The organism is Nodosilinea nodulosa PCC 7104, from assembly GCF_000309385.1.
Classification (GTDB): Bacteria; Cyanobacteriota; Cyanobacteriia; order Phormidesmidales; family Phormidesmidaceae; genus Nodosilinea; species Nodosilinea nodulosa.
The window spans coordinates 1,117,340-1,143,266 of the sequence record NZ_JH976537.1; the positions used below are offsets into that span (position 1 = coordinate 1,117,340).

The following is a 25,927-nucleotide window of genomic DNA, read 5'->3' on the forward strand; positions in this document are numbered from 1 at the left end:
GTTTGGCAGATACAGCTTAAGTTGCCTCTAGATTTTGAGTCTCGACCTGGCGCAGCAGAATCACAGTGATGTCGGTATTTTGCGCGATCTCCAGGGGCACGTTGCCCTTGATCACCTGGCTGAGCAGATTTTCGCGGGAGGCTCCCAGCAGAATGGCATCGGTACAGCACAGGCGGGCCATGTCAACAATGGCCGCAGAGACCGAGGGGTGGGTGAGGATTTGGGTATAGACCGGCCGGCGCAGCGTGGTTTCTAATTCGTCGGCCATGGCGGAGATGTGCTGGGGGGTGAGGCACTCGCCTTTTTCGGGGTGGCAGATAGTGCAAAGCTGAATTTCGGGCGCGTTGCCCAGGGTGATCAGACCGGGCAGCAGCTTTTGGGCGCTCTGAGCATTGGGGCCACCTGCGGTGGGAATCAGCCAGTGGTTAAAGGTGAGGTTGCGGCCGGGGCGAACCACGACCACCTGGCAGGGGGCCTGGCGAATGAGGGTGTCGACTACGCCGCTGATGGCGCGGCCGGGGGTGAGGCTGGGGTGGTGCCAGCCCATCAGCACCAGGTCGACGTGGCGCTCTTTGATCACTTCGAGCAGGGTGCGGCCAATTTCGTGGGCGGCTCGCACCTGAAAATGCACCGATAAACCGCTGTGGTCGGCGTAGGACAGGGCAAGCTGGCGCAGCGGCTCGACTCTGTGCAGGTCGACGTTGGCTTCGGCGGGGGCGACGCTGCGGGGCACCGATACCACATGGACGCATTCGAGTTCGTAATGCAGGCCGTGGGCGATCGCGGCGGCAATCTTAATTAAATCGGGCGCGGTGCGGGGGTCGGCCAGGGGCACCAGCAGCCTCCCCTGGCCCGTGGCGGGGGCGCGCTGCTGGAGCACCACGTAGGAAGGCTCCGCCTGGGGGCCGAGTTCGGCCAGTTCGCCGCTGACCTGGTCCGACTCGGCCCGAATAATGTCGGCGCGGGTGATGATGCCCACCAGCTTGTTGCCCTCGGTGACGGGCAGACGGCTGAGCTTGAGGCAGTTGAGCAGGTGCAGCACCCGAGGCAGGGTGGCATCGGGGGCAACGGTAACCGGGTGGGGCGTCATGATGTCGGCCAGGGTGAGGTAGCGGTCCATGCCCTGGGCCGAGGGTTCACTCAGGTCGCTCTGGGTGACGATGCCCACCAAGCGACCATTCTCAAGTACCGGAAAGCCCCGGTGGTGCGATCGCGAAAACGCCTGCACCACCTCGGGCAGCCCCATCTGGCTAGAGAGGGTTTCGACCCGGCGCTGCATCAGGTCGGCGGCCTTCAGGTGGGCCCAGGGGTTGTTGGCCTGGGGCACCGGCTCCAGGTGAATGCCCTGGAGGGCCAGCAGGCGATTGTAGATAGAGCCGTTGTTGGCGCGATCGGAAATCAGGTAGGCAATGCCCGAGCCAATCATCAGCGGCAGCACCAGATTAAAATTGGCGGTCATCTCAAAGACGATGACAATGGCGGTCATGGGCACCCCCGTCACCGCGCTAAAAAACGCGCCCATGCCGGTGAGGGCGTAGGTGGTGGTGGTGGCCAGGTCCTCGGGCAGGGGCCAGGCGCCAAAGCCGCTGTAGACCCCCTGGGCCAAAAAGCTGACCAGGCAGCCCAGTGCGGCCCCCAGCACTAGCGACGGCGCAAAAATACCCCCCGACGCCCCCGAGCCGTAGGCCAACAGGGTGAGCAAAAATTTGACCACGAAGGCGATCGCAATCAGCTGCCAACCCGCCGACCCGGTGACCAAAAACTCTTGCAGGCCGGTGTTATCGATCGCCGCCACCGGCACAAATACCCCTACCAGGCCCGTCACCAGCCCCGCCAAACCAATGCGCCCCGGCAGCCCCAGCCTATTAAACTGCCGAAAAAAGGCCAGACTGCCAAAAATGCCGCTGCGAAACAGCGAACCCAGCAGCCCCGCCGCCAGCCCCAAAATCATCAAAAAAGGCAGGTCGTGGATCGAGAGACTGATAGATCTGGAGTCCATGGCCAGATTCAGCCCCTGTCCGCCCAGCAGCCGCGACACCACCGCCCCAATAAACGAGGCCAAAATAGCGCTGCCCAGGGTCAGGTCAGAAAAGTCCTGCAACAGTTCTTCGACGACAAACATTACCCCGGCAATGGGGGCGTTAAACCCCGCCGCCAGACCTGCCGCCGCTCCCGCCGAAATCAGCTGCCGTCGGTACTCCGGTGAGGTCGGCACCCAGCGGCTGAGCTGTGCGGCCAGGGCGGCCCCAATCTGCACCGTTGGCCCCTGCCGCCCCAGGGAGAGACCCGAGCCTAGCGCCAGCAGCGTTGTGCCCAGCTTCACCAGCGCCACCCGCAGATTCAGCGGAATTTTGGCGAATCCCAGGGCCGCTTTTACCTGGGGAATGCCGCTGCCTCCCGCCTCTGGGGCCAGCCGTTCAACCAGCACTCCAGAAAGCCAGCCTCCTACCAGCCCAATGGTCGGCAATACCAGCCACAGCGGCCAGTCGCTGGAGTTGCGCCACAGGGTCAGGGACTCTACGCCCTGCTTGAGCAGCACCGCCGCCAGCCCCGATACTAGACCAATGACACACGCCTCAACAATGGCGACCCGCTTGCGGCTCAGCAACGGCTCCAGGCGTTTTTGCAGCATCAGGAATGAAACGGTAGGGAAGAACAGTGAGCTAGGTGCCGCAGGCGATCGCCACCTCACTCAAAGTGTAGCTGCTCAGGCTTTTCTCACCTACCGGCTGGTTTTCCCAGATTTTCTATTCGGCCTGGCCCAGCCCTAAGGATGTAGCTCACAGTCAGGGAAACGTCCCAAACCGTTAGCCTCTACGATCGCATTGCGACATTTCAGCGGAGTTTTCCCCGTCAATTCGGACAACCGTTTCAGGCTGATGGCAGGCGATGAAGCGTGCGGCGCCGTCATGTAGAGTCTGTAGGCCGCCTCTAGTACCTGATCATCGAGCAGCAGGGGTCTGACGGTGGAGCTGATCACATCTAGCATGGCGGTAAGGGAAACGCTATACCTAAGCATATTTACGTAAGCGGCTCGCCAGGCCGTCTATCTGGGGGATGGTTTTGGAGGTTAGGGGAGGGGGAGATGGGGGGATGAGGGGATGGGGGGATGGGGAGTTATAGGTTCTCAGGACCTGAGGAGACTGAGCAGGCTTACACAAAAATCTGAACTCCCAAAAATGCTCCCCCACCCTCCCCATCTCCCCTACCCTCCCTACCTTCCCATCACTTCATCACCCCCCACTCCCCCACCCCCTCCCAACTCTACCCCCAGCTCAACCTCCCCCGCCCAGCGCTCCAGCGTGGTGCCAACGGTTTGATCTAGGCGGGCAACGTTGTTGAGGAAGGTAATGCGAGCCGCTAGCTCGTTGGTCTGAGCGTTTACCAGCGATTCTTCCTGGTTGATCAGCTGAAAGAGGGTGACGCCGCCTCGCCCCAGACGAAACTGTTCCTGAGCAGCTTCGAGCTGGCGGCGGGCGTTGAGGGTGGCGCGTTCGGCGGCATCGACCTGGAGCAGGCTGGCCTTGGCCTCGTTCAGTCCGGCCGTGACATCGTTGCGAATTTGGTCTTGCAGTTGGGCTAGGGTGTTGTCTTGCTGCTGTAGGGCGATGTCGCTGGCGACGCGGCTGGTTTCGGGCTGGGGGTCGCCAAAGGTGCGGGTGGCTACCAGCCCGACGGCGCTGCGATCGCTGTCGCCCAAAGTGCCATCGGCCACGGCGTTAAGCTGCCAGCGCAGGTTGTCTCGGGCTACCAGCAGGTCAAGCTCCTGCTGCTGCCGCTGAAGCTGGGCCTGCCGGTAGTCGGTGCGCTGGGTCAGGGCTGCGGCCACCAGAGTATCGGCATCGTAGGTGGCGACCCGGGCGGCGGCGGCTTCAAACAGCTGGGCGATCGCATTCACCGAGGCCACAAAGCGCAGGTCTTGGTCGGTACCGATCAGGTTGAGCAGGGCGCTGTTGGCCTGGTCGAGCTGGTTGCGGGCATCCACCAGGTTGCGTTGGGCATCGGCCAGCGATCGCTCGGGGTCGTACAGGTCGACGGGGGCGCGCCGCCCTGCCTGCACCAGGGCCTGCAAAATTTCGAGCTGCTGCCGCCGCCGCCCCAAGGCCTGGGTCTGAATGTCTACCTGGGCCTCGGCATTGATCAAGTCGTTGTAGCTGAGAATAGCGGTGGTCAACGTATCGATCGCGGTGCTGCGCAGGGCCAGCTGATTGCGGGTTTCGCCCAGGCGAGCCTGACTGACGGGGGCCTCGTTGACCGCGCGGCCAAAGCCCCGCAGCAGCGGCTGACTGACCCGAAACTGGAGCGATTGGCCGCTCTCAAAGGGGGTGAGGCCCAGCTCAAAGCGGGTGCCCAGGGGGGTGGTCAGGGTGGTATCTAGACTGAGCTGCTGGTTGAGGTCGGTGCGATCGCCCCCCAGCAGCACCGACCCCAGGTTTTCGTCTATGCCGATGCTGGTGAACTGGCTGCGGGTGGCATCGACCCGCAGGGTAGGGGTAAAGCGCGGGCTAAAGGTCTGCTCGGCAGCGGCGAGCTGCTGGCGCTGCACAATTCGCCCCAGGGTCTGGTTGCGCAGATCGCGGTTGCCCGCCAGGGTGAGGTTGAGGAGATCCGGCAGGGTCAGATTAACGACCTTTGAATCACCCAAATCTTCTGGAACAGCGGGTTCCGCCGCTGTTGGGGGTGCTGCCAGCGGCAGGGATTCAGCCAAGGCTGGCGGACAGAGGGCAACTAGCCCGAGGGCAAACCCCGCACTCAATCCCTCACAAACCAGAACAGTCAGGATTCTCATGCTTTCAGCCATAAAGCATTGCTCCTACAGGCGAGTTTCTCGATTATGCTGGCTTTCTCCCTTGAAAAAACGCAGCGCGAACGACTCCGCCCCGCCAGAAGCCGATGATTTCAGCCCCCACAACCCCTAAATTCTCGCTCAGATTTACCGCCCCAGGGCCAGCACCCCATTCTGGCCGCCAAAGCCAAAGCTCAGGCACAGCGCTGCCGTTGCCTCAGCGGCCACCGCCTCAGTCACCAGCCTTGGATAAATACCTTTACCGCGATCGCCCACATTCGGCGGCAGCACCCCGTGCCGCAGCGCCAGCAGGCAAAAGGCCGCCCCGATCGCCCCCGAAGCCCCCAGCGTGTGCCCGGTCGCGCCCTTGGTCGAACTCATCCACGGCAGCGGAGCAAATCCTTCCTGGAGCAGCCGCACTTCGTGGTCATCGTTGAGCCGCGTCCCCGTGCCGTGGGCGTGAATATAGCCCACATGATCTGGCTTCAGGCCGCTGTACAAAAGGCAGTTTTTCAGGGCCAAACGGCTGCCCCTCAGCTCTGGGTCTGGGGCGGTGCGGTGGTAGGCATCGGTGCTAAACCCGGCCCCCAGAATGCAGCCGTAGGGTGGCGGCCCCGCTCTTTCCCGGAGTGACGCTTCCGACTCCAGCACCAGCACCGCCGCCCCTTCCCCCAGCACCAGCCCCTCTCGATTGGGATCAAAAGGATAGCAGCCGGTGGTGGCCAGCGCCCCCAGTTGCTCAAAGCCCGCCAGGGTGAGAGGGGTGATCGGCACTTCGGCGGCACCGACAATCACGCGATCGCACTGCCCCCGCCGCACCAGCTCGTAGCCTTGAAAGATTGCCGTCAGCCCCGTGGTACAGGCTGCCATCGGTGCCAGCACCGGCCCAGTAGAGCGAATTTGGCGAGCGACAGCGATCGCCCCCATGTGAGGCAATGCCTCCAGCCAGGCATATTCTGCCCCAGACGCGCCCCGCGCCAGGTGCTCCCAACGGCCCTGAAAGCTTCGGCTAGAGCCAATTACAACACCGCAGTCGGGCAGCGGCAGGGCGAGATCGGCATCGGCGATCGCCTCCGCTACCGCCAATTGCAGCAGGTCTTCCAGATCGGCGGGCCGACTGCCCACCAGGGCCAGGGGGCGAGGCGGCAGCTCAGCAAACGGTTGGTCGAGGCAAATCCCCGATTTTCCCGCCAGCAGACTGGCCCAGGTGGCTGCGGCGTTGGTGCCCAGGGCCGTCACTAGCCCTATGCCGGTAACAACAACTCGTGGGTGGCCTGGCTGAGACACAGTCTACGGGGTCTTGAGATTCTCCAGCCCCGAGACCACCCGCGCCGACTCAATGCGATCGCCCTGCTGAATGGCATCCACCACATCCATGCCGCTGGTCACATAGCCAAACACCGCATAGCTGCCGTCCAAAAAGGGCAGCTCCGCCAGGGTGATGTAAAACTGCGCCGAGGCGGAGTCCACCGCCTGCGATCGCGCCATGGCCACCGCGCCGCGCTTGTGGGTTAGCTCTGGAGCCGCGCTAATGTTGGCTTCCTCAAAGGTTTTGCTGTAGATCGGCTCCGCCGCCCCAGCGGGCTTAATCTCCAGCGGCACATAGCGGGGAGCGCCTGTATCTGGGTCAATAAAACTGCCGGTGCCGAGCTGCTGGGCCGGTACGTTGGGGTCTTTGCTCTGGGGATCACCCCCCTGAACCACAAAGGGCTGAGGATCGCGCACGACTCGATGAAACACCAGACCGTCATAGACGCCACGGTTCACCAAATCGACAAAATTACCTGCGGTAATCGGGGCATCGGTGCCGTCTATCTCCATGGTAATCGGGCTGCCGTTTACCACCATTTCCACCGTGGCCATTCCCTCCAGCACGGGCAAGCCCGCCTGAGCAGCCGCCAACTCCGATCCTGTGGACGCAGAGGGAGCGCTGCCAGAGTTCGCATCCAAATTGGCAGAATTGGCGCAGGCGCCCAGCCAGAGAGTCAGCAAAGCGGCCAGAGCCAGAGAAAAAGGGCGCATAGAGAGAGCCATCAATACGTCAAGTCCTAATAGAGCAACCGACCCATCATCTTATCTCAACGGATCGCGAATCGAGGACGGTGGCCGGGCCGTCTGGGCTTGGTTACGCATGCCCCCTTAAAGCCCTTCTAGCGGCACCTGCAAAAACCGCGCTAGCTCAGCCCCCTGATTTTCCAGGTCAGACAGCGGAATGGGCTGCCCCACGCGGGTCAAGGGAATATCGGGCCGCCCCTTAATCCGCAAGTAGAGGGTGCGCCTGGGGTTCAGCCCTTCCTTAATGGCTACCCGTACCGCCGTTGCATCCTCCAAGGGATGCTCAATTTCAATCTGACGGTTTTCGCCCCAGAATCCTTTTCGCACAATTTTCAAGCGGTTGCTGGCCTTGTCAAATTGGTTGTAGCCACCGCCAACATCCAGGCCAATGATCACCCAAAGGAAAGTGGCCAGACCCAGGGCCGCTACCCCATAAAAGCTCATGGCAACGCCCTGGGGAATAAACACCAGCTGGGTTGGATCGGCGAAGGGCAGTAGATTGGTTTTCAGGTAGCTTGAGGCTCCAGCCAGGGCAAAGCCCAGTCCTCCAAAGGTGAGTACCGTAGCCCAGAAAATATTGCTCAGGCGGCGGGCCCCCAGGACGGCACGCTTGAGAGTCTGAGGTTGAGTCGAAGAGATGGAGGCGGTCATAGCTGTTAACGGAAGACGCATTGAAAAGGTGTTTAAAAAAGCTGACAAAAAACGCCAGGCAGAGAAACCCAGGGGGTAGCCGTGCCGCCGACCCAGGCAATTGCCAGACAATAGCTTGGCGATCGCCAGACGATCGATAGGGTCCGTGCATCGGATTCATGCATTTGTATCGAGCCCGCCGCAGGCGCAGACATCGGCTAGACCTAGTCTAAACCCCATCGGCCCCCGCGAAACCACAACGCTCGCACCTTGGCCGCCGGTCTGTAGCCGCGATCGCCAGTCTGAGAATTTACGTGTCAGATTGTAAAAAATTAGAACACTCCTTATCATAAATAGAAACCTGGCCTCTCGGAGCCTGCTTCGGAGGTCAGCTAGTGCGACTCAGGCAGGGTTGTCGTTATTAGGGCAGGAATATTTTTTTCCGTGGCTCTAATATCTGGAATACTTAGTAGATATAAACCCCTGCTCTGAGGCAACGCTCTGCCAGACTCGGTTCAAATTTAGAATCAAGCTGGATCCAACAGAGTTGCGACCTTATGGATCGGATGTCATATAAAGAGGATTTGACATGACCATAGCAATGGGACGCGCGCAAACCCAGCGAGGATGGTTCGACGTCCTTGACGACTGGCTAAAGCGCGATCGCTTTGTGTTTATCGGGTGGTCCGGGATTTTGCTGTTTCCCTGCGCCTTTCTGGCGGTGGGGGGTTGGCTGACGGGCACCACCTTCGTCACCTCCTGGTACACCCACGGCCTGGCGTCGTCGTACCTGGAAGGGGCCAACTTTTTAACCGTCGCCGTATCGACGCCAGCCAACAGCCTGGGCCACTCCCTGCTGCTGCTGTGGGGTCCCGAGGCCCAGGGCGATTTTGTGCGCTGGTGCCAACTGGGCGGCCTGTGGACCTTTGTGGCGCTGCACGGCGTGTTCGGCCTGATTGGCTTTATGCTGCGTCAGTTTGAAGTCGCCCGCCTGGTCGGTCTGCGGCCCTACAACGCCATCGCCTTCTCGGCGCCAATCGCGGTATTCGTCAGCGTCTTTCTGATGTACCCCCTGGGCCAGTCGAGCTGGTTTTTTGCCCCCAGCTTTGGCGTAGCGGCCATTTTCCGCTTCCTGCTGTTTTTGCAGGGCTTCCACAACTGGACGCTGAACCCCTTTCACATGATGGGGGTAGCGGGCGTGCTGGGTGGGGCGCTGCTGTGCGCCATCCACGGGGCCACCGTTGAAAACACCCTGTTCAAAGATGGCGAGAACGCCAACACCTTCCGCGCTTTCGAGCCGACCCAGGCTGAAGAGACCTATTCGATGGTGACCGCAAACCGATTCTGGTCTCAGATTTTCGGGATTGCGTTCTCCAACAAGCGCTGGCTGCACTTCTTCATGCTGTTTGTGCCGGTGACGGGTCTGTGGATGAGTGCGGTGGGCATTGTGGGTCTAGGGTTGAACCTGCGGGCTTACGACTTTGTGTCCCAGGAGATTCGGGCGGCGGAAGACCCCGAGTTTGAGACCTTCTACACCAAGAACATCTTGCTGAACGAAGGCATTCGCGCCTGGATGGCCCCCACCGACCAGCCCCATGAGAAGTTTGTATTCCCCGAAGAGGTACTCCCCCGTGGTAACGCTCTCTAGCAACTCGTATATTGCTGGGCGCGACCAAGAATCTACCGGCTTTGCCTGGTGGTCTGGTAACGCTCGTTTGATTAACCTATCTGGCAAGCTGCTGGGTGCCCACGTGGCCCACGCTGGTCTGATTGTGTTCTGGGCAGGGGCTATGACCCTGTTCGAAGTAGCTCACTTTATTCCCGATAAGCCTCTCTATGAGCAGGGCTTTATTCTGCTCCCCCACCTGGCTACGCTGGGCTGGGGTGTAGGGCCTGGTGGTGAAGTTATCAACACCTTTCCCTACTTTGTGGTCGGCGTACTGCACCTGATTTCGTCGGCGGTGCTGGGTTTGGGCGGTATTTACCACGCCCTGCGCGGTCCCGAAGTGCTGGAGGAGTATTCATCCTTCTTCGGCTACGACTGGAAAGACAAGAACCAGATGACCAACATCATCGGCTATCACCTGATCCTGCTGGGTTGTGGTGCGCTGCTGCTGGTGCTGAAAGCCTGCGTTTTTGGCGGCGTGTACGACACCTGGGCACCGGGCGGTGGCGATGTGCGCATCATCACCAACCCGACCCTCAACCCTGCCGTCATCTTTGGCTACCTGGCCGGTTCTCCCTTCGGTGGCGACGGCTGGATTGTCGGCGTCAACAACATGGAAGACATCATCGGTGGCCACATCTGGGTCGGCCTGATCTGCATCGGTGGCGGTATTTTCCACATCTTGACCAAGCCTTTTGGCTGGGCGCGCCGCGCTCTGATCTGGTCGGGTGAGGCCTATCTGTCCTACAGCCTAGGCGCTCTGTCCCTGATGGGCTTCATTGCCTCCTGCTACGTGTGGTTTAACAACACCGCCTACCCCTCCGAGTTCTACGGCCCTACCAACGCCGAGTCTTCTCAGGCTCAGGCGATGACCTTCCTAGTGCGCGACATGCGCCTGGGTGCCAACATCGGTGCGGCCCAAGGTCCTACCGGTCTGGGTAAGTACCTGATGCGCTCTCCTACGGGTGAGATCATCTTTGGTGGTGAGACTATGCGCTTCTGGGACTTCCAAGGCCCATGGCTGGAGCCCCTGCGTGGCCCCAACGGCCTCGACCTCGATAAGCTCACCAACGACATCCAGGATTGGCAGGTGCGCCGCGCCGCTGAGTACATGACTCACGCGCCCAACGCCTCCATCAACTCGGTGGGTGGTGTGATCACCGAAATTAACTCGGTGAACTTTGTGAACCCCCGCCAGTGGTTGTCGACCTCTCACTTTGTGCTGGGCTTCTTCTTCCTGATCGGCCACCTCTGGCATGCTGGTCGCGCCCGCGCGGCTGAGGCAGGCTTCGAGAAAGGCATCGATCGCGAAGCTGAACCCGTGCTCGCTATGAGCGACCTCGACTAAGGTTGAGGCTTGCTCAAAGGGGCTAACTAAAAGAGGCTCCTGACCTACGTCAGGAGCCTCTTTTGATGATTTCAAGGGTTTGCGGATTGAGCGGTTCCTGTCTCAAATCCTGCACTAGTGATGTTTTTAACAGCGCCGCGCTAAAGCTGAGAGACTAGAGGCAGTACGGCATTGCAGTCTCTAGCGTCGCTGTGCCGATTGTGATTAAAGCTAGTAAATCTCGGGCTCAGGCATGGGCATGACGAAATTGGAAGGGTCATTGAGGTAGCGAATGCTGTCTTCTTCGAGCCGGTTGACCCAGTAGGGCTCTAGGGAGTCGGAGTGACGGAGGGCCGCTAGGTAGCCTTCAAGGTAAAGGCGCAGTTCGCTGGTGCGATAGCCTCGGTTCCACTGGTCGACGAAGGCGTCGGTAATCCGCTGGTAGTACCGAACAGCTTTGGCATCCTGAAGCATGGGAGGTTGACCTGTAACTCGGCGGTGGCTAGGGGTAGATCTCGCTCTAGGTTTAAATTTTCCACTAAAGAGTGAAAAATTTAATCGGTCTCTTAACGTACCGTTATACGTATCTTTATACACCGTTTCCTGATCGGCTGTAGGTGTGGATTATGACACTATTGTCAATTCAGCTAGCACTGAGCTATAGCTGGGGTCAGCACGGTGTCGTAGGCTACTAGGGTTTTCTGCGCGATCGCATCCCAGTTATAGTGTTCCCGCGCATGGGCCTGGGCCTGCTGCCCCCGCCGCTGCCGTTCATTAGGATTGCTTATCGCGGCTGCCATTCCCTGGGCCAGCTCCGCTACGGTCAGTCCGCAGACCCAACCGCTGCCGCTGGCTGCAATATCGGGCCAGATGTAAACGCCCTTAGACACGACTACTGGCACTCCGGCGGCCATCGCTTCGGCCACAGCGATGCCGAAGTTTTCGTAGTGGGAAGGCAGCACAAATAAATCGGCCGATTGCAGCAGCGCGGCTTTGGTGGGGCCGGTGACAAACCCGGGGAGTGAGGTGCGATCGCGCAGCCAACCCGCCTCGATGCGCTGGACAACGCCCTTCTCGTAGGCCGGATCCTGGGGGTTGCCCCCCGCCAGCACCAGGTGAAAATCCAGCCCCTCAGCGGTGAGCTGCTCCAGGGCGGGCAGCAGCAGGTCCAAACCCTTTTTGGGATCAATGCGGGAGAGGTAGAGCAGGAGGGGGCGATCGGACGGAATTCCCAGCTGAGCCAGGATCGTCTGGCGATCGGCATCAGCTATCTGAGGCGGCGGCTGAACCCCCAGGGGAATCACCCAATCCGGTGCCGTAGCCCCAAACCGATGGGATACCTCTGCTTCGATGGGGCTGGTAAAGTGCAGCGCCGCTGCCCCATTTAGGTTGGGTGCCTCTAATAACCGTCCGTAGACCTGCTTGAGGTACTTTTTTTTCTGTAGATCTGCCGGGTCGAGGGTGCCCAGGGGCCGCAGCACATAGGGTAGGTGGCGCGATCGCGCGATCGCCGCCGCCGCCGTACTCAGGGGCGAAAACAGCGCGTGAATGTGGGCCAGGTCGTATTCCCGACCGTGCTGATAAAGCCACCCCAGCAGCCCCGCCGAAAACTTGTACCGCCGCCAGGGAGCACAGGCAAAATAGCGCACCGTGTAGTCGTCTTCCTTCACTGGAACTCCCAGCGGTACATCCAGGGGTGGTTGCCCCGCATCGCCGTTCGAATTGGTCGTGAGAATCGTCACCTCGGCCCCCGCCGCTGCCAACCCCTGGGCAAACCCCCGCACCATCTGGCTAGGACCACCGTAGACGAGGGATATAGAAGGGACGATTTGGAGGACGCGCATTTGGGCAGTGGGTGAAGAAGTACTTGGGTGAAGTTTAATTCTGAACAAACTGCATTTTTGCAATCATAGGCCGATGGTCCGAGCCTCCATCGCTGCCGACGTAGGCATTCACGGATTGCAGGTCAGCGGTGTGCCATAGGTAATCAACCCTTTGAATAGGAAATGGCACAGATTTGACGGTTAAGGTATGGCCCAATCCCCATCCAGCTTCCCGAAAGCTATCGGAGAGAACGCCTTGCAGTTGGGCATAGGTTTGGGAGGTATCCGTCATGTTGCAGTCGCACGCGACAACAGTCGGGTGACTACGGTTCTGAAGCATTTGCTTGAGCAGTTCTACTTCATCGGCACGGCGGGTATACCGGTCTCTGGTCTGCTTGACAAATTCGCCCAGGGGAAACAGGGGCATGTTGTTGGGGGCTAAATGCACAACGATTGCCGTCAGCAGCTTTCCGTTCACGTCGATAACCAGCTGAAGGCCTCGTTCAACCGGTGGATCGGGCAGTGCCACCATAGAAACAATCGGGAAACGACTCACGATTCCGACCGTATGATCTTCATCTGACTGGTGGAAGGCGGAATATGGGTAGTCGGAAAGAGCCTTGGTCAATGCAGCCTTGTTGGCCGGGAGAACTTCCTGCAAGCCAACAATATCGGGATTAGTTCTGTGAATGGCCTGGGCTATTTGAGCATAATTTTGGTTGTCCCATAGAATATTGAAGCTCATCACGGTGAAAGCACTTTGGGGGACTAGCTCTGGCCTGGAAAAGGGTGGCAAGATTACTTGGCTAAAAAGTCCTACAACTATGGCGATGGGAATTGCCAGCCCGATCATCAAGTGCCGCTGACGTAGCCAGATGCTGACGGGAAGCAGTAAGGCAAGGGGCACAAATAAGTAAAATGCAGCTGTATTCAGCAGCGCCAGCCACCAGAGCTGGTCAAAGAAAACTAGCCGCAAGCCAAACCAAACCGTGATTAGGCCAAGATAAAGCCAGCCCAGACGGTTAACTAGGTGTTGAAAATTAGCCCTCAGCCGATTTCTCACTACCTGACCTACCTACGCCTAGTTCCTCATAAAACCCGAGGAGCTGCTTCGCCAGCGCCCGGTTGGTGTAGCGACTCATAGCGCGGTGGTAGCCCGCCTCAGCTAGCTCCCGGCGACGAGTGAGATTCTCCATCAGCAGGCGCAGGTGGTCGGCCAGGGCCGAAACGTTGCCCTCGGGAAAAACAAGGCCCGCCTGATCAATCACGTTGGGAATTTCGCCGGAGTCGGAGCCGATGACGGGGACGGCGCAGGCCATGGCTTCGATCAGCACATGGCCAAACTGCTCTTTCCAGCCCTTGGCGGTGAGGGTTTTGAATCTATCGGTGGTCTCCGATGGCAGCACCAGGCTGTGCATCAGGTTGATGTAGTTGGGCACCTGGTGGTGGGGAATGTCGGTGACCCAGCGCAGGCGATCGCCGATACCCGCCCCATCGGCCCTAGCCTGAATCGTGCCCTGCAGCTCGCCCCGGCCCACCAGCAGCCACACCCAGGGTTGGGGGCGATCGCGCAGCGTCGCCAGGGCATCGCAGAGGGTGAGCAGTCCTTTCTCTTCAACAAACCGCCCGCAGTAGCCCACCACAAAGGCATCGGCGGGAATATCGAGACATTGGGCCAGCTCTGGCTGAGGCTGAGGGCGAAAGAGAGTTTCATCGACGCCGAGCTGGGGCATCACCTGGTAGGGAGCGGTGTAGCCGCGATCGCGCAAAACATCAGCTCCATCCTGGTTGCCCACCACCAGCCCGTGGCTGTGGCGCAGGTTGTAGGCCTCCAGGGCTGAAATGGGGAACTTGAGCCGGTAGGGCAGATTCCACCAGGTAAAAAAGACATTTTTGGCCTTTAGCCCCAGCAGACGGTTGAGGGTAATAGTCTGGGCGTAAGCCAGGGCTCTAGACCCCTGCTCCACCTGAATCACCTGGGGCCGGAACTGCCGCAGTAGCTGCACTAGGTCGGGGCCAAAGGTGAGCAAGCCCTGGTTGTTTTGGCTCAGGTTGCTGATGGGCTGCACCCGAAAGCTGCCCTCCACCAGGGGCTCTGAGACGATCAGCCGGTTTTGCACGCCGCCAGGCTGCCAGCACCGAGGCACTCCCACCACTACCTCCATATCGGGCGAAAGCTGGGCCAGGGCGCGCAGCTTTTCGCGGTTGAGGTCAACAATATAGGTGTGGCTGAGCACAAGCACGCGCATGGCAGCGGCACTCCAGGCATGGGGGCAGGGTTAGGATGCCCTCTGGGCACCCGGCACCAGCCAAAATCGCCAATCTAAAATCCTAAACTGGCTCAGACCTTAGCCGGGCGATACTCAAAGGTGGCTCTCACCATCCCGTGATCCGAAGATCCATCGGCCTCGTGGTTATCGTAGTTAAGGTGGTCATTGACGATATCCATGCCCTTGAAGGCCCACTGGCGCTGGCGAGAGTTGTCGTAAAACTCCTGGGACACCAAAATGTGATCCAACGACTCGCGCAGGTTTTGGTGAATGTGGGTGTAGTAGACATCGCGATCGCTGCGGTACTGCTGCAATCGGCTGACCGCGTAGAGCGCTGTATCACTGCCCCCCTGCTCTAGCCCGCTGAGAATGTAGTTGGGCTGGCCCGTGAGAATGTTCAAGGTGTTGCTGGTTTGGCCGTCGTTGAGGTCACCCAAAACCACCACCGCATCGTCGGTGCCCTTGAGCACTTCGGTGAGCATCATCCGCAGGGCGGTTGCTTCTGCGGTGCGGCGAATGGTTGAAAGGGCGCTGCCGAGGGCGTCGCTGTGGCGACTGTAGTAGTCTTTCTCGTCTCGGTACCAGCCCTCGGTGTAGATTGCGGTGGGCGCTTTAGATTTGAAGTGAGCCACGTAGACTGAAATGGGCGCACCATTTGAGCGAGGGCGTACCTTGAAGTGCAGCACGGGGCGCGAGAAGCCGTTAATTCTCACCGCGACTTCAGGCGTTTGGGGGTCGCCGCCGCTGCTTTGCAGCCGAAATTTTTCGGGAAAGCGATCGATCCACTCGGGTTCACCCACGAGAATGTCTGTCCTAACCGCGCCGCTGCAGACAATCTTTTGTCCGGTGTGGTCAGTTGGCACCAGCAGCGTGTAGCCAGCCAGGTCAGGGTGGTCAAACACGGCAGCGATCGCCTCTCTATGCCACAGCTCCTGAAAGCCCCACACATCTGACGGATGCTGGAGAATGATGTGACGAATCCAGTCGAGCTTGCGGGCGTAGGCGGCTTCATCCCAGCCGTCGGAGTCAGAATAGATCCGCAATCCGGGCAAATTGAAATTGTAGAGATTGAGAGTTGACAGGGCAAATTGCGTGCGTCTAGCCATGACCACTTATCTCCACTAAAAGCGATGAGGCTTCGTTAACAGAGACTGACTTCACGCCTGAAGCCAGCTATTCCAGAAACGTGCAGGGCTTAAAGTCATCAGGATATGCAGCTATGGTAGCGTTGACCCCAAAAAGCGAACAACCTCAAGCTCTGTCTTTAATACTTGAATACTTGGCTCTGACAGTTCCGGGGTAATTTATTGATCTTCTCTTAAACACTAAACTAAGAAAGAGATTTTGATGTCTCTTTCAACTTAACCCTTTTTTTACTGCATAGATAGCTGCCTGGGTGCGATCCGCTAGGCCGAGCCTCATCAGAATATTAGAAACATGGTTTTTGACCGTGCCTTCACTCACATTCAGTGCCTGGGCAATGCCCTTGTTAGTAACCCCTTGAGCGATTAGTTTTAGCACCTCCACTTCTCTGGTAGTAAGCGGCAGGTCAATGGATGGCGGAGAATTGATAGGCACCTGTTTATCCTTTAAAGCTCCAATCAGTTTACCTGCGACCTCAGGCGCTAGCTGATATACACCTGCGTGGGCTAGCTTAATAGCCTGACCTAAATCCTTGGGGGGAATATCTTTCATCAGATAGCCACAGGCCCCAGCCAGGAGCGACTGCACAATAAATTCTTCATCATCAAAGGTGGTGAGCATAATCACTTGGCAGGTGGGTAAGGCCTGCCTGATTTTTGCGGTCGCTTCTACGCCATTGATTTCGGGCATCCGCACGTCCATGAGAACAATATTTGGTTTTAGGTCCAGGGCTTTTGCGATCGCATCCCTCCCATTAAGGGCCGTTCCCACCACCTCAACGGCCTCTTCAAGCTCGAGCAATGAGGCAATTCCTTCTCGAATTAGGTACTGATCATCAACAATCAAAATTCGAATTTTCAGCGTCATAAGCTCTCCCCTAGACTCAAGTAGGGCTGAGAATCAGACTGAGGAATATGTGCCGTGAGCGTTGTCTCTTGAGGCCGACTGCTAATGCTGAGGGTTCCCCCCACCAGGCTCAGTCGCTCCTGTAAGCCAGTTAATCCCTGGGTTGTTGGTTCGTTCTTGCTTAATTTGCAGGTAGCCAGGTCAAAGCCAGAACCATTATCTGTCAGCTCAAGACTGGCCTGTTGATGACCAAAATCCAGCGTTATTACGACATGGCTGGCGTTGGCGTGCTTGTGTACATTGGTCAACCCCTCTTGAATCACACGGTATAACGTCATGAGCTTTAGTTTGCTGTAGCGCGCACTGTCTCCCGACTGATTGAGCGTGAGCTCCAGTTCACTATGGCGCATCCGTCCGAGTAAATCCTGTAGAGATTTCTCAAACACAAAAGACTTACCATCTTGACGCAGACTGCTCACCGACTCACGTACATCCTTTAGGGCATCTTGTACAGTGCGCTGCGCGTGGTGGATTGCCTCATGGGCACGATTTGGATCTCGCTCTCTGTAGGCGTTTGCTTTTTCTAGCTGGATATTAATCGCGGCCAGGTGATGGCCCAAACTGTCGTGGATATCGCGCGCCAAGCGGTTGCGCTCTTCAGTTACGGCTAAGTCGGCCACCCGAGCGGCATACTGTTTGAGCTGGGCATGGGACGCTTCGAGTGAGGCCAATAACCCCGCCAGCTTTTGCTGAGCTTGAATGGCCTGTGACATAGCTCGGGCCAATAGCAGCGTAAAAAATAACGTAATCAGCGAGCCCATGCTTTCATCGAGCACCCTGCCCCCTAGATTGGACCTATGGTGAGGTATGCGGTGAGGCACGCCAGCATTGGGCATACCACTAGCTAGGGGCGGTAACGGCGGTACACCCATACCGCCAAAGTCAGATAATCTAACCACCAAAAATAATGTGACCATCAAGATAGCAATGAAATAGCTCAGACGTTTGCTAACGGCTAAGTAGCTATAGAGAAGAATAGGCAAAAAAAGAATCTTCGAATAGGTGAGGTCAGTGACTAAACAAGCGCCTATAAATAAAAATATTCTCACCAAGAAAGGAATGATCTGCGTCCCATCCGACATTAAAAAACTGGCTTTACCCACAGCCCATAGCTCAAGGCCGATTAGCAAGAGCACCATCGTCAAAAAGAACAAAAGCCGATAATTCTCCGGCTCATCTACGATACTCCTCGGTCCGATGCCTCCGTCTAACCAGTCTACAACGCCCGCCAAAAGCACGGCTGCATATACGGCTAAGGCAATCAATCGGTAGCGCTGATAGAGAAGGTTCGATTCCTGCGTCATCTGAGAAAACCTGAGCACAGGTTAACCCTATCAAAATAACAGCAAAATATACCATCTATTCCGGATGCTGAGACCTTTTAGCCATTACTTTAGCCACTATGGCCATGACTTTTGGCTAATCTGATTTGGCTACTTAGCATATGTAGGACTCCGAAACCTGTTTTACACTCAGACCAGGCCTGGTCTTCAACTGATGTGATTTATCCTGAATACCTGCTCTTTCTCAATCAGGAGCTATGCTCAAATCTCCACCAAAACAACGCTTTTCCCAAGGTTTCATCGGCCTGCTCGCTATTAGTCTGCTGACCGGTGGTAGCTATCTGCTCTACCGGCAGTTTGTGATCTTGCCGCGGCAAGAAGTCATCGCTCAGACCAAAACGGCTGGTGTAGAAACCGCGACGCTGCCCATCACCGTTTCGGCCAACGGCACCGTTGAGCCTGAGCAGCAAACTAACGTCAGCCCCAAAACCGCAGGGCGCTTAGAGCAAGTAACCGTGGATGAAGGCGCAGTCGTCAAAACAGGGCAAATCCTGGCCTACATGGATGATTCTGAGCTACAGGGGCAGTTGATCCAGGCAAAAGGACAGCTTGATGCGGCACAGGCCAATCTAAACAAGCTCGTGGCGGGCAATTTGCCTCAGGACATTTCTACCGCTGCCGCGAACCTGTCCAGCGCCCAAGCTGAACTCCGCAAAGCCACCAGCGATTTGCAGCGCTATCAGGGACTTTACGCCCGGGGGGCCATCGCCGCCGCAGATCTCAGCACCTATCAAACCGCGAAAGACACGGCGCAGGCCAGCGTGACCAGCGCCCAGCAGGCGCTAGATCTGGCTCGAATGGGCAGCCGTCAGGAAGACATCGCCCAGGCAAAAGCTCAGGTCGTTGAGGCCCAGGGGACTTTGACGACGGCTCAAACGCAGATTGACGATACGGTCATCCGCGCGCCGTTTAGCGGCACGGTAACCGCTCGCTACGCCGATCCAGGCGATTTTGTCTCGCCCTCGACAGCCGCGAGTGAGACGACGTCTTCTTCGTCATCTTCTATTTTGTCTTTGGCCTCCAATTATCAGGTCGTGGCCAAAGTGGCAGAGGCGGATATCGCCAAAATCAAGCTAGGGCAAGCGGTGCGCATTACGGCAGATGCCTACCCCACCGAGCAGTTTGACGGCAGCGTCGCGCAGATTGCCGAGCAGGCGACCGTTACCTCGAACGTGACCAGCTTTGAGGTGCATGTCGATCTGTCTGAGAGCGCCCAGGCGAAGCTCAAGCCGGGCATGAATGTCGATGTGGAATTTCAGGCGGGTGAGCTGGCCAATGTCATGGTGGTGCCAACTGTTACGATTGTGCGGCAGGCCCAGGGCGAGGGAGTGATGGTCATGGGTGCAGGCAATACGCCTCAGTTCAAGCGGGTTGAAACGGGATTAACCGTGGCTGACAAAACGCAGATAGTGTCTGGCCTCACCGGGAATGAACAAATTGTGCTGAGTGCTGCGCAGGGATTGCCCGAGAATCGCCGCAATATTGGGGCGGGGCGAAGGTCGCCGATTCCAGGGGTGGGTGGTCCGCCGGGGGGCAGCAGATCTGGAAGTAGCTCTGGCGCTGGTGCGGGCGGGGGTCGCGGTGGATAAGCATGCGCTGCCTTCGCTGTCTGCAGCGGAAATTTTGGCGATGGCGATCGCCGCGCTGTGGAGCAACAAACTGCGGACGGCGCTGACCATGCTGGGCGTAATTATCGGCATTACCGCCGTGATTGCGGTGACCTCGGTGGGCCAGGGCGTACAGTCGCAGACAGAAGCCAACCTTCAGGGCTTGGGGGCAGATATTTTGCAGGTGCGTCCGGGTTCTGCCAGCAGCGGCAATGTCAGCCAGGGTAGCGGCAGCGCCACGACGCTCACCTGGGATGATGCCCAGGCGATTGGTTCGCAGGTACAGGTAGCTGGCTCGGTGTCGGCCTACCTGCAGCAAACCTTCCAGGTCGTGTACGGGCAAAACAACACCTCCACGACGATTTTAGGCACCGATACAACCTATCCGATGGTCAACAATTTGACGATGCAATCCGGGCGGTTTTTTACCGCCGATGAGCTGACCCAGGCCCAATCGGTGGTGGTGATCGGCCCGACGCTGAGGGATGAGCTGTTGGGCGTGGGCGCCGAGGCGGTGGGCGAAAAGATTCGCATTCAGGGGCAGCGCTATAGCGTGGTCGGCGTGGCCAATGTGAAGGGCTCGCAGGGGCGGCAAAATCCGGATGAGCAGGCCTACGTGCCGCTGACGAATATGTCGGCGCGGCTGGTCGGTAACAATGCCCTTAGCGGCATTGCGGTGCAGGGCATTTCGGTTAAGGTGAGCGCGCAAGATCAGCTAGAGGCGGCTGATTTTCAAATTACGAATCTGCTGCGGGTGCGGCATAGCATCTATCCGGCGCGGGGCGATCAGGACGATTTTCAAATTTCGAGTGCGGCTAACCTGGTGGAAACCCTGAGCAGCACGGTGGGATTGTTCACGGTGATGGTTGTGGCGATCGCCGGCATTTCCCTGGTTGTTGGCGGCATTGGTATTGCCAACATCATGCTGGTATCGGTGGTGGAGCGCACCCGCGAAATTGGCATTCGCAAGGCCATCGGCGCGACCAATCAGGCGATTCTGAGTCAGTTTTTGGCCGAGGCGATCGCCATTTCAGCCGCCGGTGGTTTTTTGGGCGTGGGGCTCGGGGTGGCGATCGCCCGCCTTGCCGCCAGTCTGTTTCGCTTTCCGTTTGTAGTGTCGCTGTGGGCGATTGGCTTGGGTGTTGGACTCTCTTTTGTGATTGGCATTGTGGCGGGCGTTATTCCGGCTCGCAGCGCCGCCAAATTAGACCCCATCGTAGCGCTTAGAAGTGACTAGTACTCTGAGGCGGAAGTTTAGGGACTATTTCTGCAAGCTAGGGAGCAGGGAAACTAGGGAGCCAGGCGCGCCAAAACGGTGGAGATATTTCAGCCTTCTAGGACTAGAAAAGAGCAGCAGGATTGATCATGACAGCCATGATTTGGATGGAAGGCATCCATAAAACCTATCGATTGGGTGAAGTTGATGTGTCTGTACTCAAGGGCATTGATCTCACCATTGAGGAAGGCGATTATGTGGCGATTATGGGAGCCTCAGGTTCGGGAAAATCTACTCTGATGAACATCATGGGCTGTCTGGATCGCCCTTCGGCTGGCCATTACGTTTTGGAGGGGCAAAACTTAACCACGCTGAGCAATGAGGGGCTTGCATATGTTCGCAATCAGCGCATTGGCTTTGTATTTCAACAGTTCAATCTGCTGTCTCGCTCAACCGCGTTGGAAAATGTCATGCTGCCGATGGTCTATGCCGGGATAAGTCGACGGCAACGGCAGCAGCGGGCAGCGGCAGCGCTGCAGCGGGTGGGACTAGGCGATCGCATGGGCAACCGGCCCAGCCAGCTCTCTGGGGGGCAGCAGCAAAGAGTCGCGATCGCCCGTGCCCTGGTCAATCGTCCGGCGCTGGTTCTAGCTGACGAACCCACGGGGGCGTTAGACACCCAAACCTCTTACGAAGTCATGGCGCTCCTCACCGAACTCAACGACCAGGGTATTACGGTCATTATCGTGACCCATGAGCCTGATATCGCAGCCCAAACCCACCGCATCATTCATGTTCAGGATGGGCTGCTGCAGGGGGAAGCCAGAAACCATGGGCGCACGAGCTACCCAGCAGACTAAAACTATCGGTAAAGGCGGGTGGCCCACCCGCTCGCAGACCACCCCTGGCGGCGGTCCTGCTGATGCTGGCAATCATGGCCTCAGTCTTTTGCCTGCCGATACCGAATCGGTCCTTTAGCGCTTTGGGGATTCACTACCCGCCCCTTCTGAGTCACAGCAATGCAGCCTTCAGCTGCCAGCGCTATCCCGGCCTCGCGCACGGCGGGCATGAGGTCCTGCCAGGCCTGAGCGCTGAGCGCGCGGGCCACCTCAGAGGGGCAAATGGTTTTATCGGGACCGCGCTGGGCGACCAGAGAAAGCAGGGTAGCGCGAATGGTATCGGCAGAAACGGTCATGGTTCCAGGCCCAGAAACTCGGCCATTAAAGCATTGACCTGGTAGGGCTGCTCTTGCTGCACCCAGTGGCTGCACTGGGGAATGTAGCGCAGCCGTAGATTGCTGACGTAGGCTTCGGTGCCGAGGGTGAGCTCTTTGCCCAGGGCGGCGTCCTCTTCGCCCCAAATTAGCAGGGTCGGCACGTTGAGAATGCCCCAGGGCTGTGACCAGGAGCGACCCAAAGTCAGGGCGCGGTAGTAGTTGACCATGGCGGTGAGGGCACCGGGCTTGGCGGCGGAGTCTTTGTAGGCCCGCAGGTCGGCGTCGCTAAAGGCCGTTTTGTCGATCGCCATGCCCCGCAGCATTTGCTCGATCGCCCAGTAGTCCCCGGCTTGCAGCAGCAGCTCGGGCAGCAGCGGCAGCTGAAACGCACCCACATACCAGCTCTTCAGCAGCTGCTGAGGGGTACGCAGGCCCTCAGCAAATTTAGCCGGGTGGGGCATGTTCATCACGACCAGCGATCGGAGCAACTCGGGATGGGCATAGGCAAAGGCCCAGGCGATCGCGCCGCCCCAGTCGTGACCGACTAGCACCATCTGCTCGTGTCCCAGGGCCACCATCGCCCCCCGCACGTCTTCCACCAACACCTCCAGGCGGTAGGCTTCGATGCCCTCGGGTTTGTCGCTGTCGTTGTAGCCCCGCAGATCGAGCGCCACGCAGGTATAGTGAGCGGCAAAGGAGTTGAGCTGGTGCCGCCAGGAGTACCAAAACTCTGGAAAGCCGTGCAGAAACAGCATTAGCGGCCCCTGCCCCTGGCGAACGTAGTGCAGTCGCACGCCGTTGGTGTTTAAAAATCCGTGCTGTGGACTGACCGCTGCCGCCATGAGTACACCTAGATTTACCCTCCCCTAAACTATAGCGACCCCTCCCGGGGAGGGGCTGAGGGGAGCCGAGCAGGGGCAAAGCCTCAGTTTCGTTAACCTTTGTGGACAAGTATTTAATCTGGGCACAAAAAAACCTGATCCCAATCCTCAGGTTCTGTAAGAGGTAAAGAGTAATAAGCGTTTGGTGTTGGCTTGGCTGCCGAAACAATACCTGCATGGGCTACGGCCTAAAGTCGCTTATTCAACGGCCAGACCTGGTAGGGGCTGCCTGGCTTGCGAGGGCTCATGTTTATCTGCTGACCCGGATGGGCTCATAGATAGCTCATAGATAACCGTCGCAATCTGGAATGGCCTGTGGGTTTTGGCCCTCGTCACGTTCCTTGCGACTGTTCCTGAAATGACTTCACTAGACGATATTACGCTGCTGCAATGGTTTGTTTCGGGGGATGCCACCCTGGAGGCAAATCAGTCCCTTCGCATTCAGCCGGCCAACAGCCTGCGTCAGCTCCTGGGCCGCAAGGGCCTGCTGCTGGCCACGGCCTACGATGCGGCTATGCCACCCCGCATTGAGGTGCGCCGCAACACAGACTACGCCGACCTGCTGCATCAAATTCTGATTGACCACCACTTTGTGCCCATGGGCCAGGGCCTGGGCAGCCACGTCCTCTGCTACGCCCACTATCCCATCCCCGAAGGCTACCGGATCGTCTACGGTCAGGCCCGGCAGCTGTGGAAGCTGTGGTGGACTCACCCCAGCCATTTGCGAGATCGCCACCTACAGCTCGACTTGTTTGTGTTGGTCAAAGCCCAGTGGTACCCCGTGCGCGAGATCGCCATCAACAGCGGCACCCTCTACGTCGAGACCCTGCGCGGAGAGACCGTCCACCACGGCGATGACATGATGGTGTGGCTCGAAAAAGACCTGTGTGAAGAAAGCGACAAAACCTGTTTTTGGGCGCCGCCGCCGGCTCAGCCAGCCCCCGCCCCCGCTGCGGCGATGCCGTCGGCTAGCGCGCCCCTGCCATCGCTGCGGTCTGCCGGTGCCCGCACATCCCTGGCGCACTATCCCCCCCCGGCCCCCGGCTCTTCAACGGCGGTAGACCCCACCCTGGCCCCGGTGGTTTACGCCCTCAACGGCAAGGTCTACGTGCAGACCGCCGTTGGGGTTGTAATTGTCGAAGGTGACAACCTCAAGGCTTACGGTGCGGCCTCTCAGCCAGCGATCGCAACCGTTAGGCAGCTTTCTAGCTAAAGAATCTGGGTGGTTGTCCCACGAAATTTTCCCCGGCGGGCCAGACTTGGGCTAGAAGCTGATGGCCATTTCAGCTACAGGTCAACTCTGGCAGGGGTGGATACGGCAGCCTTTCACCGCACATAGCCCGGAAACTGTATAAGAATTTACAGAATCTTGTTGGTACTACAGGGAAATTATCCGGTTTTCCCCAAAGAGTTTTTCTAGCATGGAAGAGCGCTGATCTGTTGCGAGTTGACCAATCACCCGCACTGTCTCAGAGCCCATGGCTCCCCCACTGAACCCGATGGAATTGATCGGCCTGCGATGGTTGGACGCTTTGCAGCGATCGCGGCCACTAACCCAGGGGTTTAGCCTTTGTCACCTTCCCTGCGGCTGTATCTACCATGACCACCCTCGATGATTTGACTCTGTTGCAGCTATTTGCTTCGGGAGATGCCACCCTAGAAGCAAATCAATCGCTTCGCGTTCAGCCCGCCAATAAACTGCGCCAGCTTCTGGGCCGCAAAGGTCTGCTGCTGGCCACCGCCTACGATGCCGCCACCCCTCCCCGCATTGAGGTGCGCCGCGACACCGACTACGCCGATGCGCTGCATCAGACGCTGCTCGATCACCACTTCATGCCCACCGGGCAGGGGGCCGATAGCCAGGTGCTGTGCTACACCTACTCGCCAATGCCGGCGGGCTACCACATGAACTACACCGAGGCCCGCCAGCTCTGGAAGCAGTGGTGGATACGCTTTAGCCGCCAGAGCAACCGCAATCTACAGCTCGATCTGCTGGTGCTGGCCCAAAACCAGTGGTACCCCATCCGCGACATTGGCATCAGCAGCGGCACTCTCTACGTGGAGACCCTGCGGGGCGAGACCGCCCACCACGGCGACGACATGATAGTGTGGCTCGAAAAAGACTCCGCAGACGAGGCTGAACAGACGCGCCTGTGGGCACCCTCGGCGGCAGCGCCCGCCGCCCCAGCACCGCCAGCACCCCTGCCGCCAAAGCCCCTGCCGCCAGAGCCAGTGCCGGTAAGTACCCCAACTGCCGCCCCAGCCCAGAGGGTATGTGTTCAAGCCCCGCCGCCGCCCTGCCGCCCCCTCACTCCGCCGCTGGCTGGATCATCTGCTCCAGCCAACCCAGCTCTGGCCTCGGTAGTGTGCACTCGGGAAGGCAAGATCTACGTCAAGACTGCCGTGGGGGTCGTGGTGGTTGAGGGGAACGACTTAAGGGCCTACAGCCTCGCACCCCGCGCTGCGGCCGCGAGGATACGACAGCAAGTTTAGACAAACAGGCGGGGAGGCAGCAGCCACAGCAGTACGCCTCGCCCGGCCTCGACCTTGGCCCAGGTGGTCACCTCAAACTCCAGGCAGGCCATTACCGCCGTCGGCATCTGCACAGCCCCGCCGCCCATAAAGTAGGTAATAGCATCAGACCAAGTGGGCTGGTGGCCGACCAGCATGACCGAGCTGTGCTGGTCAGGCACCTGGTAAATGACCTCTAGCACCTGCTTGACAGAGGCTTCGTAGAGGTCGTCGGTGATCTCGACGGGGCAAGACCAGCCCCCCGCCTCTGCGGCCAGCTCCAGGGTGGTGCGAGCCCGCACCGCTGACGAGGTAATGGCGAGGTCGGGAACCTGGCCCGCCGCCGCCAGCAGCTTCCCCATGGTCTTGGCGGCGGTAATGCCGCGCTCAGCTACCGGGCGATCGCGATCGCGCCCATAGCCAGCCTCCCAGTCTGATTTTCCGTGGCGAAAGAGAATGAGTCGTTTGGTCATAGTCGTGGCTAGGTGGTGGCTCCAGGGCAGTTGCCCTTGCCCACCTTAGGAGATTTATAAGGATACAATCAACG

The 25,927-nt window shown here is 58.7% G+C and carries 22 protein-coding genes; 7 read left to right on the forward strand and 15 right to left on the reverse strand.

Annotation, left to right across the window (positions count from 1 at the left end):
* Window positions 1–16: 16 nt before the first annotated feature.
* From LEPTO7104_RS0104830 to LEPTO7104_RS0104855, 5 genes are all read right to left on the reverse strand, one after another.
* Window positions 17–2,632: a chloride channel protein gene (locus tag LEPTO7104_RS0104830; RefSeq protein ID WP_017297421.1), complete on the reverse strand. Its 2,616-nt coding sequence runs from the start codon at window positions 2,630–2,632 to the stop codon at window positions 17–19.
* A gap of 582 nt (window positions 2,633–3,214) precedes the next feature.
* Entirely contained in the window at window positions 3,215–4,789 is a 1,575-nt protein-coding gene (locus tag LEPTO7104_RS0104840) for a TolC family protein (RefSeq protein WP_196358090.1), read from the reverse strand.
* A gap of 144 nt (window positions 4,790–4,933) precedes the next feature.
* On the reverse strand, window positions 4,934–6,073 hold the full coding sequence (locus tag LEPTO7104_RS0104845; protein ID WP_071527187.1) for a beta-ketoacyl-ACP synthase: 1,140 nt from the start codon (window positions 6,071–6,073) through the stop codon (window positions 4,934–4,936).
* A 3-nt stretch (window positions 6,074–6,076) separates the two neighbouring features.
* The gene (locus LEPTO7104_RS0104850) at window positions 6,077–6,808 is read right to left on the reverse strand and encodes a peptidylprolyl isomerase (RefSeq protein WP_017297425.1); all 732 of its coding nucleotides are present in this window, start codon (window positions 6,806–6,808) and stop codon (window positions 6,077–6,079) included.
* A gap of 117 nt (window positions 6,809–6,925) precedes the next feature.
* Window positions 6,926–7,492: a photosystem I assembly protein Ycf4 gene (locus LEPTO7104_RS0104855; protein WP_017297426.1), complete on the reverse strand. Its 567-nt coding sequence runs from the start codon at window positions 7,490–7,492 to the stop codon at window positions 6,926–6,928.
* Window positions 7,493–8,060: 568 nt separating this feature from the next.
* On the opposite strand from LEPTO7104_RS0104855, the gene psbD reads away from it, so the two are divergent.
* On the forward strand, window positions 8,061–9,119 hold the full coding sequence (gene psbD, locus LEPTO7104_RS0104860; protein WP_026072380.1) for a photosystem II D2 protein (photosystem q(a) protein): 1,059 nt from the start codon (window positions 8,061–8,063) through the stop codon (window positions 9,117–9,119).
* Complete coding sequence (psbC, locus tag LEPTO7104_RS0104865) at window positions 9,103–10,485, forward strand: photosystem II reaction center protein CP43 (RefSeq protein ID WP_026072381.1); 1,383 nt, start codon at window positions 9,103–9,105, stop codon at window positions 10,483–10,485. Before psbD ends, psbC begins: the two co-directional genes overlap by 17 nt.
* 210 nt (window positions 10,486–10,695) lie before the next feature.
* On the opposite strand, the gene LEPTO7104_RS0104870 is transcribed toward psbC, so the two are convergent.
* The 7 genes from LEPTO7104_RS0104870 to LEPTO7104_RS0104900 all read right to left on the reverse strand — a co-directional run bounded on the left by LEPTO7104_RS0104870 (window position 10,696) and on the right by LEPTO7104_RS0104900 (window position 17,910).
* Window positions 10,696–10,938, reverse strand: coding sequence for a DUF6761 family protein (locus tag LEPTO7104_RS0104870; RefSeq protein WP_017297429.1), 243 nt, complete (start codon window positions 10,936–10,938; stop codon window positions 10,696–10,698).
* Window positions 10,939–11,111: 173 nt separating this feature from the next.
* Window positions 11,112–12,308 (reverse strand): hormogonium polysaccharide biosynthesis glycosyltransferase HpsP, encoded by a 1,197-nt coding sequence (hpsP, locus tag LEPTO7104_RS0104875; protein ID WP_040695290.1) that lies wholly within the window; start codon window positions 12,306–12,308, stop codon window positions 11,112–11,114.
* 34 nt (window positions 12,309–12,342) lie between these two features.
* Window positions 12,343–13,350: an endonuclease/exonuclease/phosphatase family protein gene (locus tag LEPTO7104_RS0104880; protein ID WP_155523522.1), complete on the reverse strand. Its 1,008-nt coding sequence runs from the start codon at window positions 13,348–13,350 to the stop codon at window positions 12,343–12,345.
* Window positions 13,328–14,536: a hormogonium polysaccharide biosynthesis glycosyltransferase HpsO gene (gene hpsO / locus LEPTO7104_RS0104885; protein ID WP_017297432.1), complete on the reverse strand. Its 1,209-nt coding sequence runs from the start codon at window positions 14,534–14,536 to the stop codon at window positions 13,328–13,330. The genes LEPTO7104_RS0104880 and hpsO overlap by 23 nt, the downstream gene beginning before the upstream one ends.
* A 92-nt stretch (window positions 14,537–14,628) precedes the next feature.
* The gene (locus LEPTO7104_RS0104890; protein ID WP_017297433.1) at window positions 14,629–15,663 is read right to left on the reverse strand and encodes an endonuclease/exonuclease/phosphatase family protein; all 1,035 of its coding nucleotides are present in this window, start codon (window positions 15,661–15,663) and stop codon (window positions 14,629–14,631) included.
* Window positions 15,664–15,913: 250 nt separating this feature from the next.
* Window positions 15,914–16,567, reverse strand: coding sequence for a response regulator (locus LEPTO7104_RS0104895; RefSeq protein ID WP_017297434.1), 654 nt, complete (start codon window positions 16,565–16,567; stop codon window positions 15,914–15,916).
* Window positions 16,564–17,910, reverse strand: coding sequence for a sensor histidine kinase (locus LEPTO7104_RS0104900; RefSeq protein ID WP_017297435.1), 1,347 nt, complete (start codon window positions 17,908–17,910; stop codon window positions 16,564–16,566). Before LEPTO7104_RS0104900 ends, LEPTO7104_RS0104895 begins: the two co-directional genes overlap by 4 nt.
* A gap of 236 nt (window positions 17,911–18,146) precedes the next feature.
* On the opposite strand from LEPTO7104_RS0104900, the gene LEPTO7104_RS32815 reads away from it, so the two are divergent.
* The 3 genes from LEPTO7104_RS32815 to LEPTO7104_RS0104915 all read left to right on the forward strand — a co-directional run bounded on the left by LEPTO7104_RS32815 (window position 18,147) and on the right by LEPTO7104_RS0104915 (window position 21,632).
* Window positions 18,147–19,538, forward strand: a complete 1,392-nt coding sequence (locus LEPTO7104_RS32815; RefSeq protein WP_017297436.1) for an efflux RND transporter periplasmic adaptor subunit — start codon at window positions 18,147–18,149, stop codon at window positions 19,536–19,538.
* Between the two features lie 40 nt (window positions 19,539–19,578).
* A complete protein-coding gene (locus LEPTO7104_RS0104910) occupies window positions 19,579–20,793 on the forward strand; it encodes an ABC transporter permease (protein WP_155523857.1) in 1,215 nt (404 codons plus the stop codon).
* Window positions 20,794–20,921: 128 nt separating this feature from the next.
* Window positions 20,922–21,632, forward strand: coding sequence for an ABC transporter ATP-binding protein (locus LEPTO7104_RS0104915; RefSeq protein WP_017297438.1), 711 nt, complete (start codon window positions 20,922–20,924; stop codon window positions 21,630–21,632).
* Between the two features lie 80 nt (window positions 21,633–21,712).
* Here LEPTO7104_RS0104915 and LEPTO7104_RS0104920 read toward each other — a convergent pair whose 3' ends face one another.
* Together LEPTO7104_RS0104920 and LEPTO7104_RS0104925 are read right to left on the reverse strand one after the other, a co-directional pair.
* Window positions 21,713–21,967, reverse strand: a complete 255-nt coding sequence (locus LEPTO7104_RS0104920) for a DUF3253 domain-containing protein (RefSeq protein ID WP_017297439.1) — start codon at window positions 21,965–21,967, stop codon at window positions 21,713–21,715.
* Window positions 21,964–22,830, reverse strand: coding sequence for an alpha/beta fold hydrolase (locus tag LEPTO7104_RS0104925; protein ID WP_017297440.1), 867 nt, complete (start codon window positions 22,828–22,830; stop codon window positions 21,964–21,966). Before LEPTO7104_RS0104925 ends, LEPTO7104_RS0104920 begins: the two co-directional genes overlap by 4 nt.
* 397 nt (window positions 22,831–23,227) lie before the next feature.
* On the opposite strand from LEPTO7104_RS0104925, the gene LEPTO7104_RS0104930 reads away from it, so the two are divergent.
* Both LEPTO7104_RS0104930 and LEPTO7104_RS0104935 read left to right on the forward strand, forming a co-directional pair.
* Window positions 23,228–24,082, forward strand: a complete 855-nt coding sequence (locus LEPTO7104_RS0104930) for a hypothetical protein (protein ID WP_017297441.1) — start codon at window positions 23,228–23,230, stop codon at window positions 24,080–24,082.
* Between the two features lie 386 nt (window positions 24,083–24,468).
* On the forward strand, window positions 24,469–25,362 hold the full coding sequence (locus tag LEPTO7104_RS0104935) for a hypothetical protein (RefSeq protein ID WP_017297442.1): 894 nt from the start codon (window positions 24,469–24,471) through the stop codon (window positions 25,360–25,362).
* Here LEPTO7104_RS0104935 and LEPTO7104_RS0104940 read toward each other — a convergent pair.
* Entirely contained in the window at window positions 25,359–25,853 is a 495-nt protein-coding gene (locus LEPTO7104_RS0104940; RefSeq protein ID WP_017297443.1) for a SixA phosphatase family protein, read from the reverse strand. The two genes, LEPTO7104_RS0104935 and LEPTO7104_RS0104940, sit on opposite strands and share 4 nt — an antisense overlap.
* Window positions 25,854–25,927: the final 74 nt, after the last annotated feature.

Excerpts from the sequence above, each read along its gene's own strand:
- LEPTO7104_RS0104940 (WP_017297443.1), bottom strand. The coding sequence starts at position 25,853 with ATGACCAAACGACTCATTCTCTTTCGCCACGGAAAATCAGACTGGGAG.
- LEPTO7104_RS0104935 (WP_017297442.1), top strand. The coding sequence starts at position 24,469 with ATGACCACCCTCGATGATTTGACTCTGTTGCAGCTATTTGCTTCGGGA.
- LEPTO7104_RS0104895 (WP_017297434.1), bottom strand. The coding sequence starts at position 16,567 with ATGACGCTGAAAATTCGAATTTTGATTGTTGATGATCAGTACCTAATT.
- LEPTO7104_RS0104855 (WP_017297426.1), bottom strand. The coding sequence starts at position 7,492 with ATGACCGCCTCCATCTCTTCGACTCAACCTCAGACTCTCAAGCGTGCC.
- LEPTO7104_RS0104920 (WP_017297439.1), bottom strand. The coding sequence starts at position 21,967 with ATGACCGTTTCTGCCGATACCATTCGCGCTACCCTGCTTTCTCTGGTC.
- LEPTO7104_RS32815 (WP_017297436.1), top strand. The coding sequence starts at position 18,147 with ATGCTCAAATCTCCACCAAAACAACGCTTTTCCCAAGGTTTCATCGGC.
- LEPTO7104_RS0104850 (WP_017297425.1), bottom strand. The coding sequence starts at position 6,808 with ATGCGCCCTTTTTCTCTGGCTCTGGCCGCTTTGCTGACTCTCTGGCTG.
- LEPTO7104_RS0104915 (WP_017297438.1), top strand. The coding sequence starts at position 20,922 with ATGACAGCCATGATTTGGATGGAAGGCATCCATAAAACCTATCGATTG.
- hpsO (WP_017297432.1), bottom strand. The coding sequence starts at position 14,536 with ATGCGCGTGCTTGTGCTCAGCCACACCTATATTGTTGACCTCAACCGC.
- LEPTO7104_RS0104840 (WP_196358090.1), bottom strand. The coding sequence starts at position 4,789 with ATGAGAATCCTGACTGTTCTGGTTTGTGAGGGATTGAGTGCGGGGTTT.
- LEPTO7104_RS0104925 (WP_017297440.1), bottom strand. The coding sequence starts at position 22,830 with ATGGCGGCAGCGGTCAGTCCACAGCACGGATTTTTAAACACCAACGGC.
- psbD (WP_026072380.1), top strand. The coding sequence starts at position 8,061 with ATGACCATAGCAATGGGACGCGCGCAAACCCAGCGAGGATGGTTCGAC.
- LEPTO7104_RS0104900 (WP_017297435.1), bottom strand. The coding sequence starts at position 17,910 with ATGACGCAGGAATCGAACCTTCTCTATCAGCGCTACCGATTGATTGCC.
- hpsP (WP_040695290.1), bottom strand. The coding sequence starts at position 12,308 with ATGCGCGTCCTCCAAATCGTCCCTTCTATATCCCTCGTCTACGGTGGT.
- LEPTO7104_RS0104930 (WP_017297441.1), top strand. The coding sequence starts at position 23,228 with ATGACTTCACTAGACGATATTACGCTGCTGCAATGGTTTGTTTCGGGG.
- LEPTO7104_RS0104830 (WP_017297421.1), bottom strand. The coding sequence starts at position 2,632 with ATGCTGCAAAAACGCCTGGAGCCGTTGCTGAGCCGCAAGCGGGTCGCC.
- LEPTO7104_RS0104870 (WP_017297429.1), bottom strand. The coding sequence starts at position 10,938 with ATGCTTCAGGATGCCAAAGCTGTTCGGTACTACCAGCGGATTACCGAC.
- LEPTO7104_RS0104910 (WP_155523857.1), top strand. The coding sequence starts at position 19,579 with ATGGCGATCGCCGCGCTGTGGAGCAACAAACTGCGGACGGCGCTGACC.
- LEPTO7104_RS0104890 (WP_017297433.1), bottom strand. The coding sequence starts at position 15,663 with ATGGCTAGACGCACGCAATTTGCCCTGTCAACTCTCAATCTCTACAAT.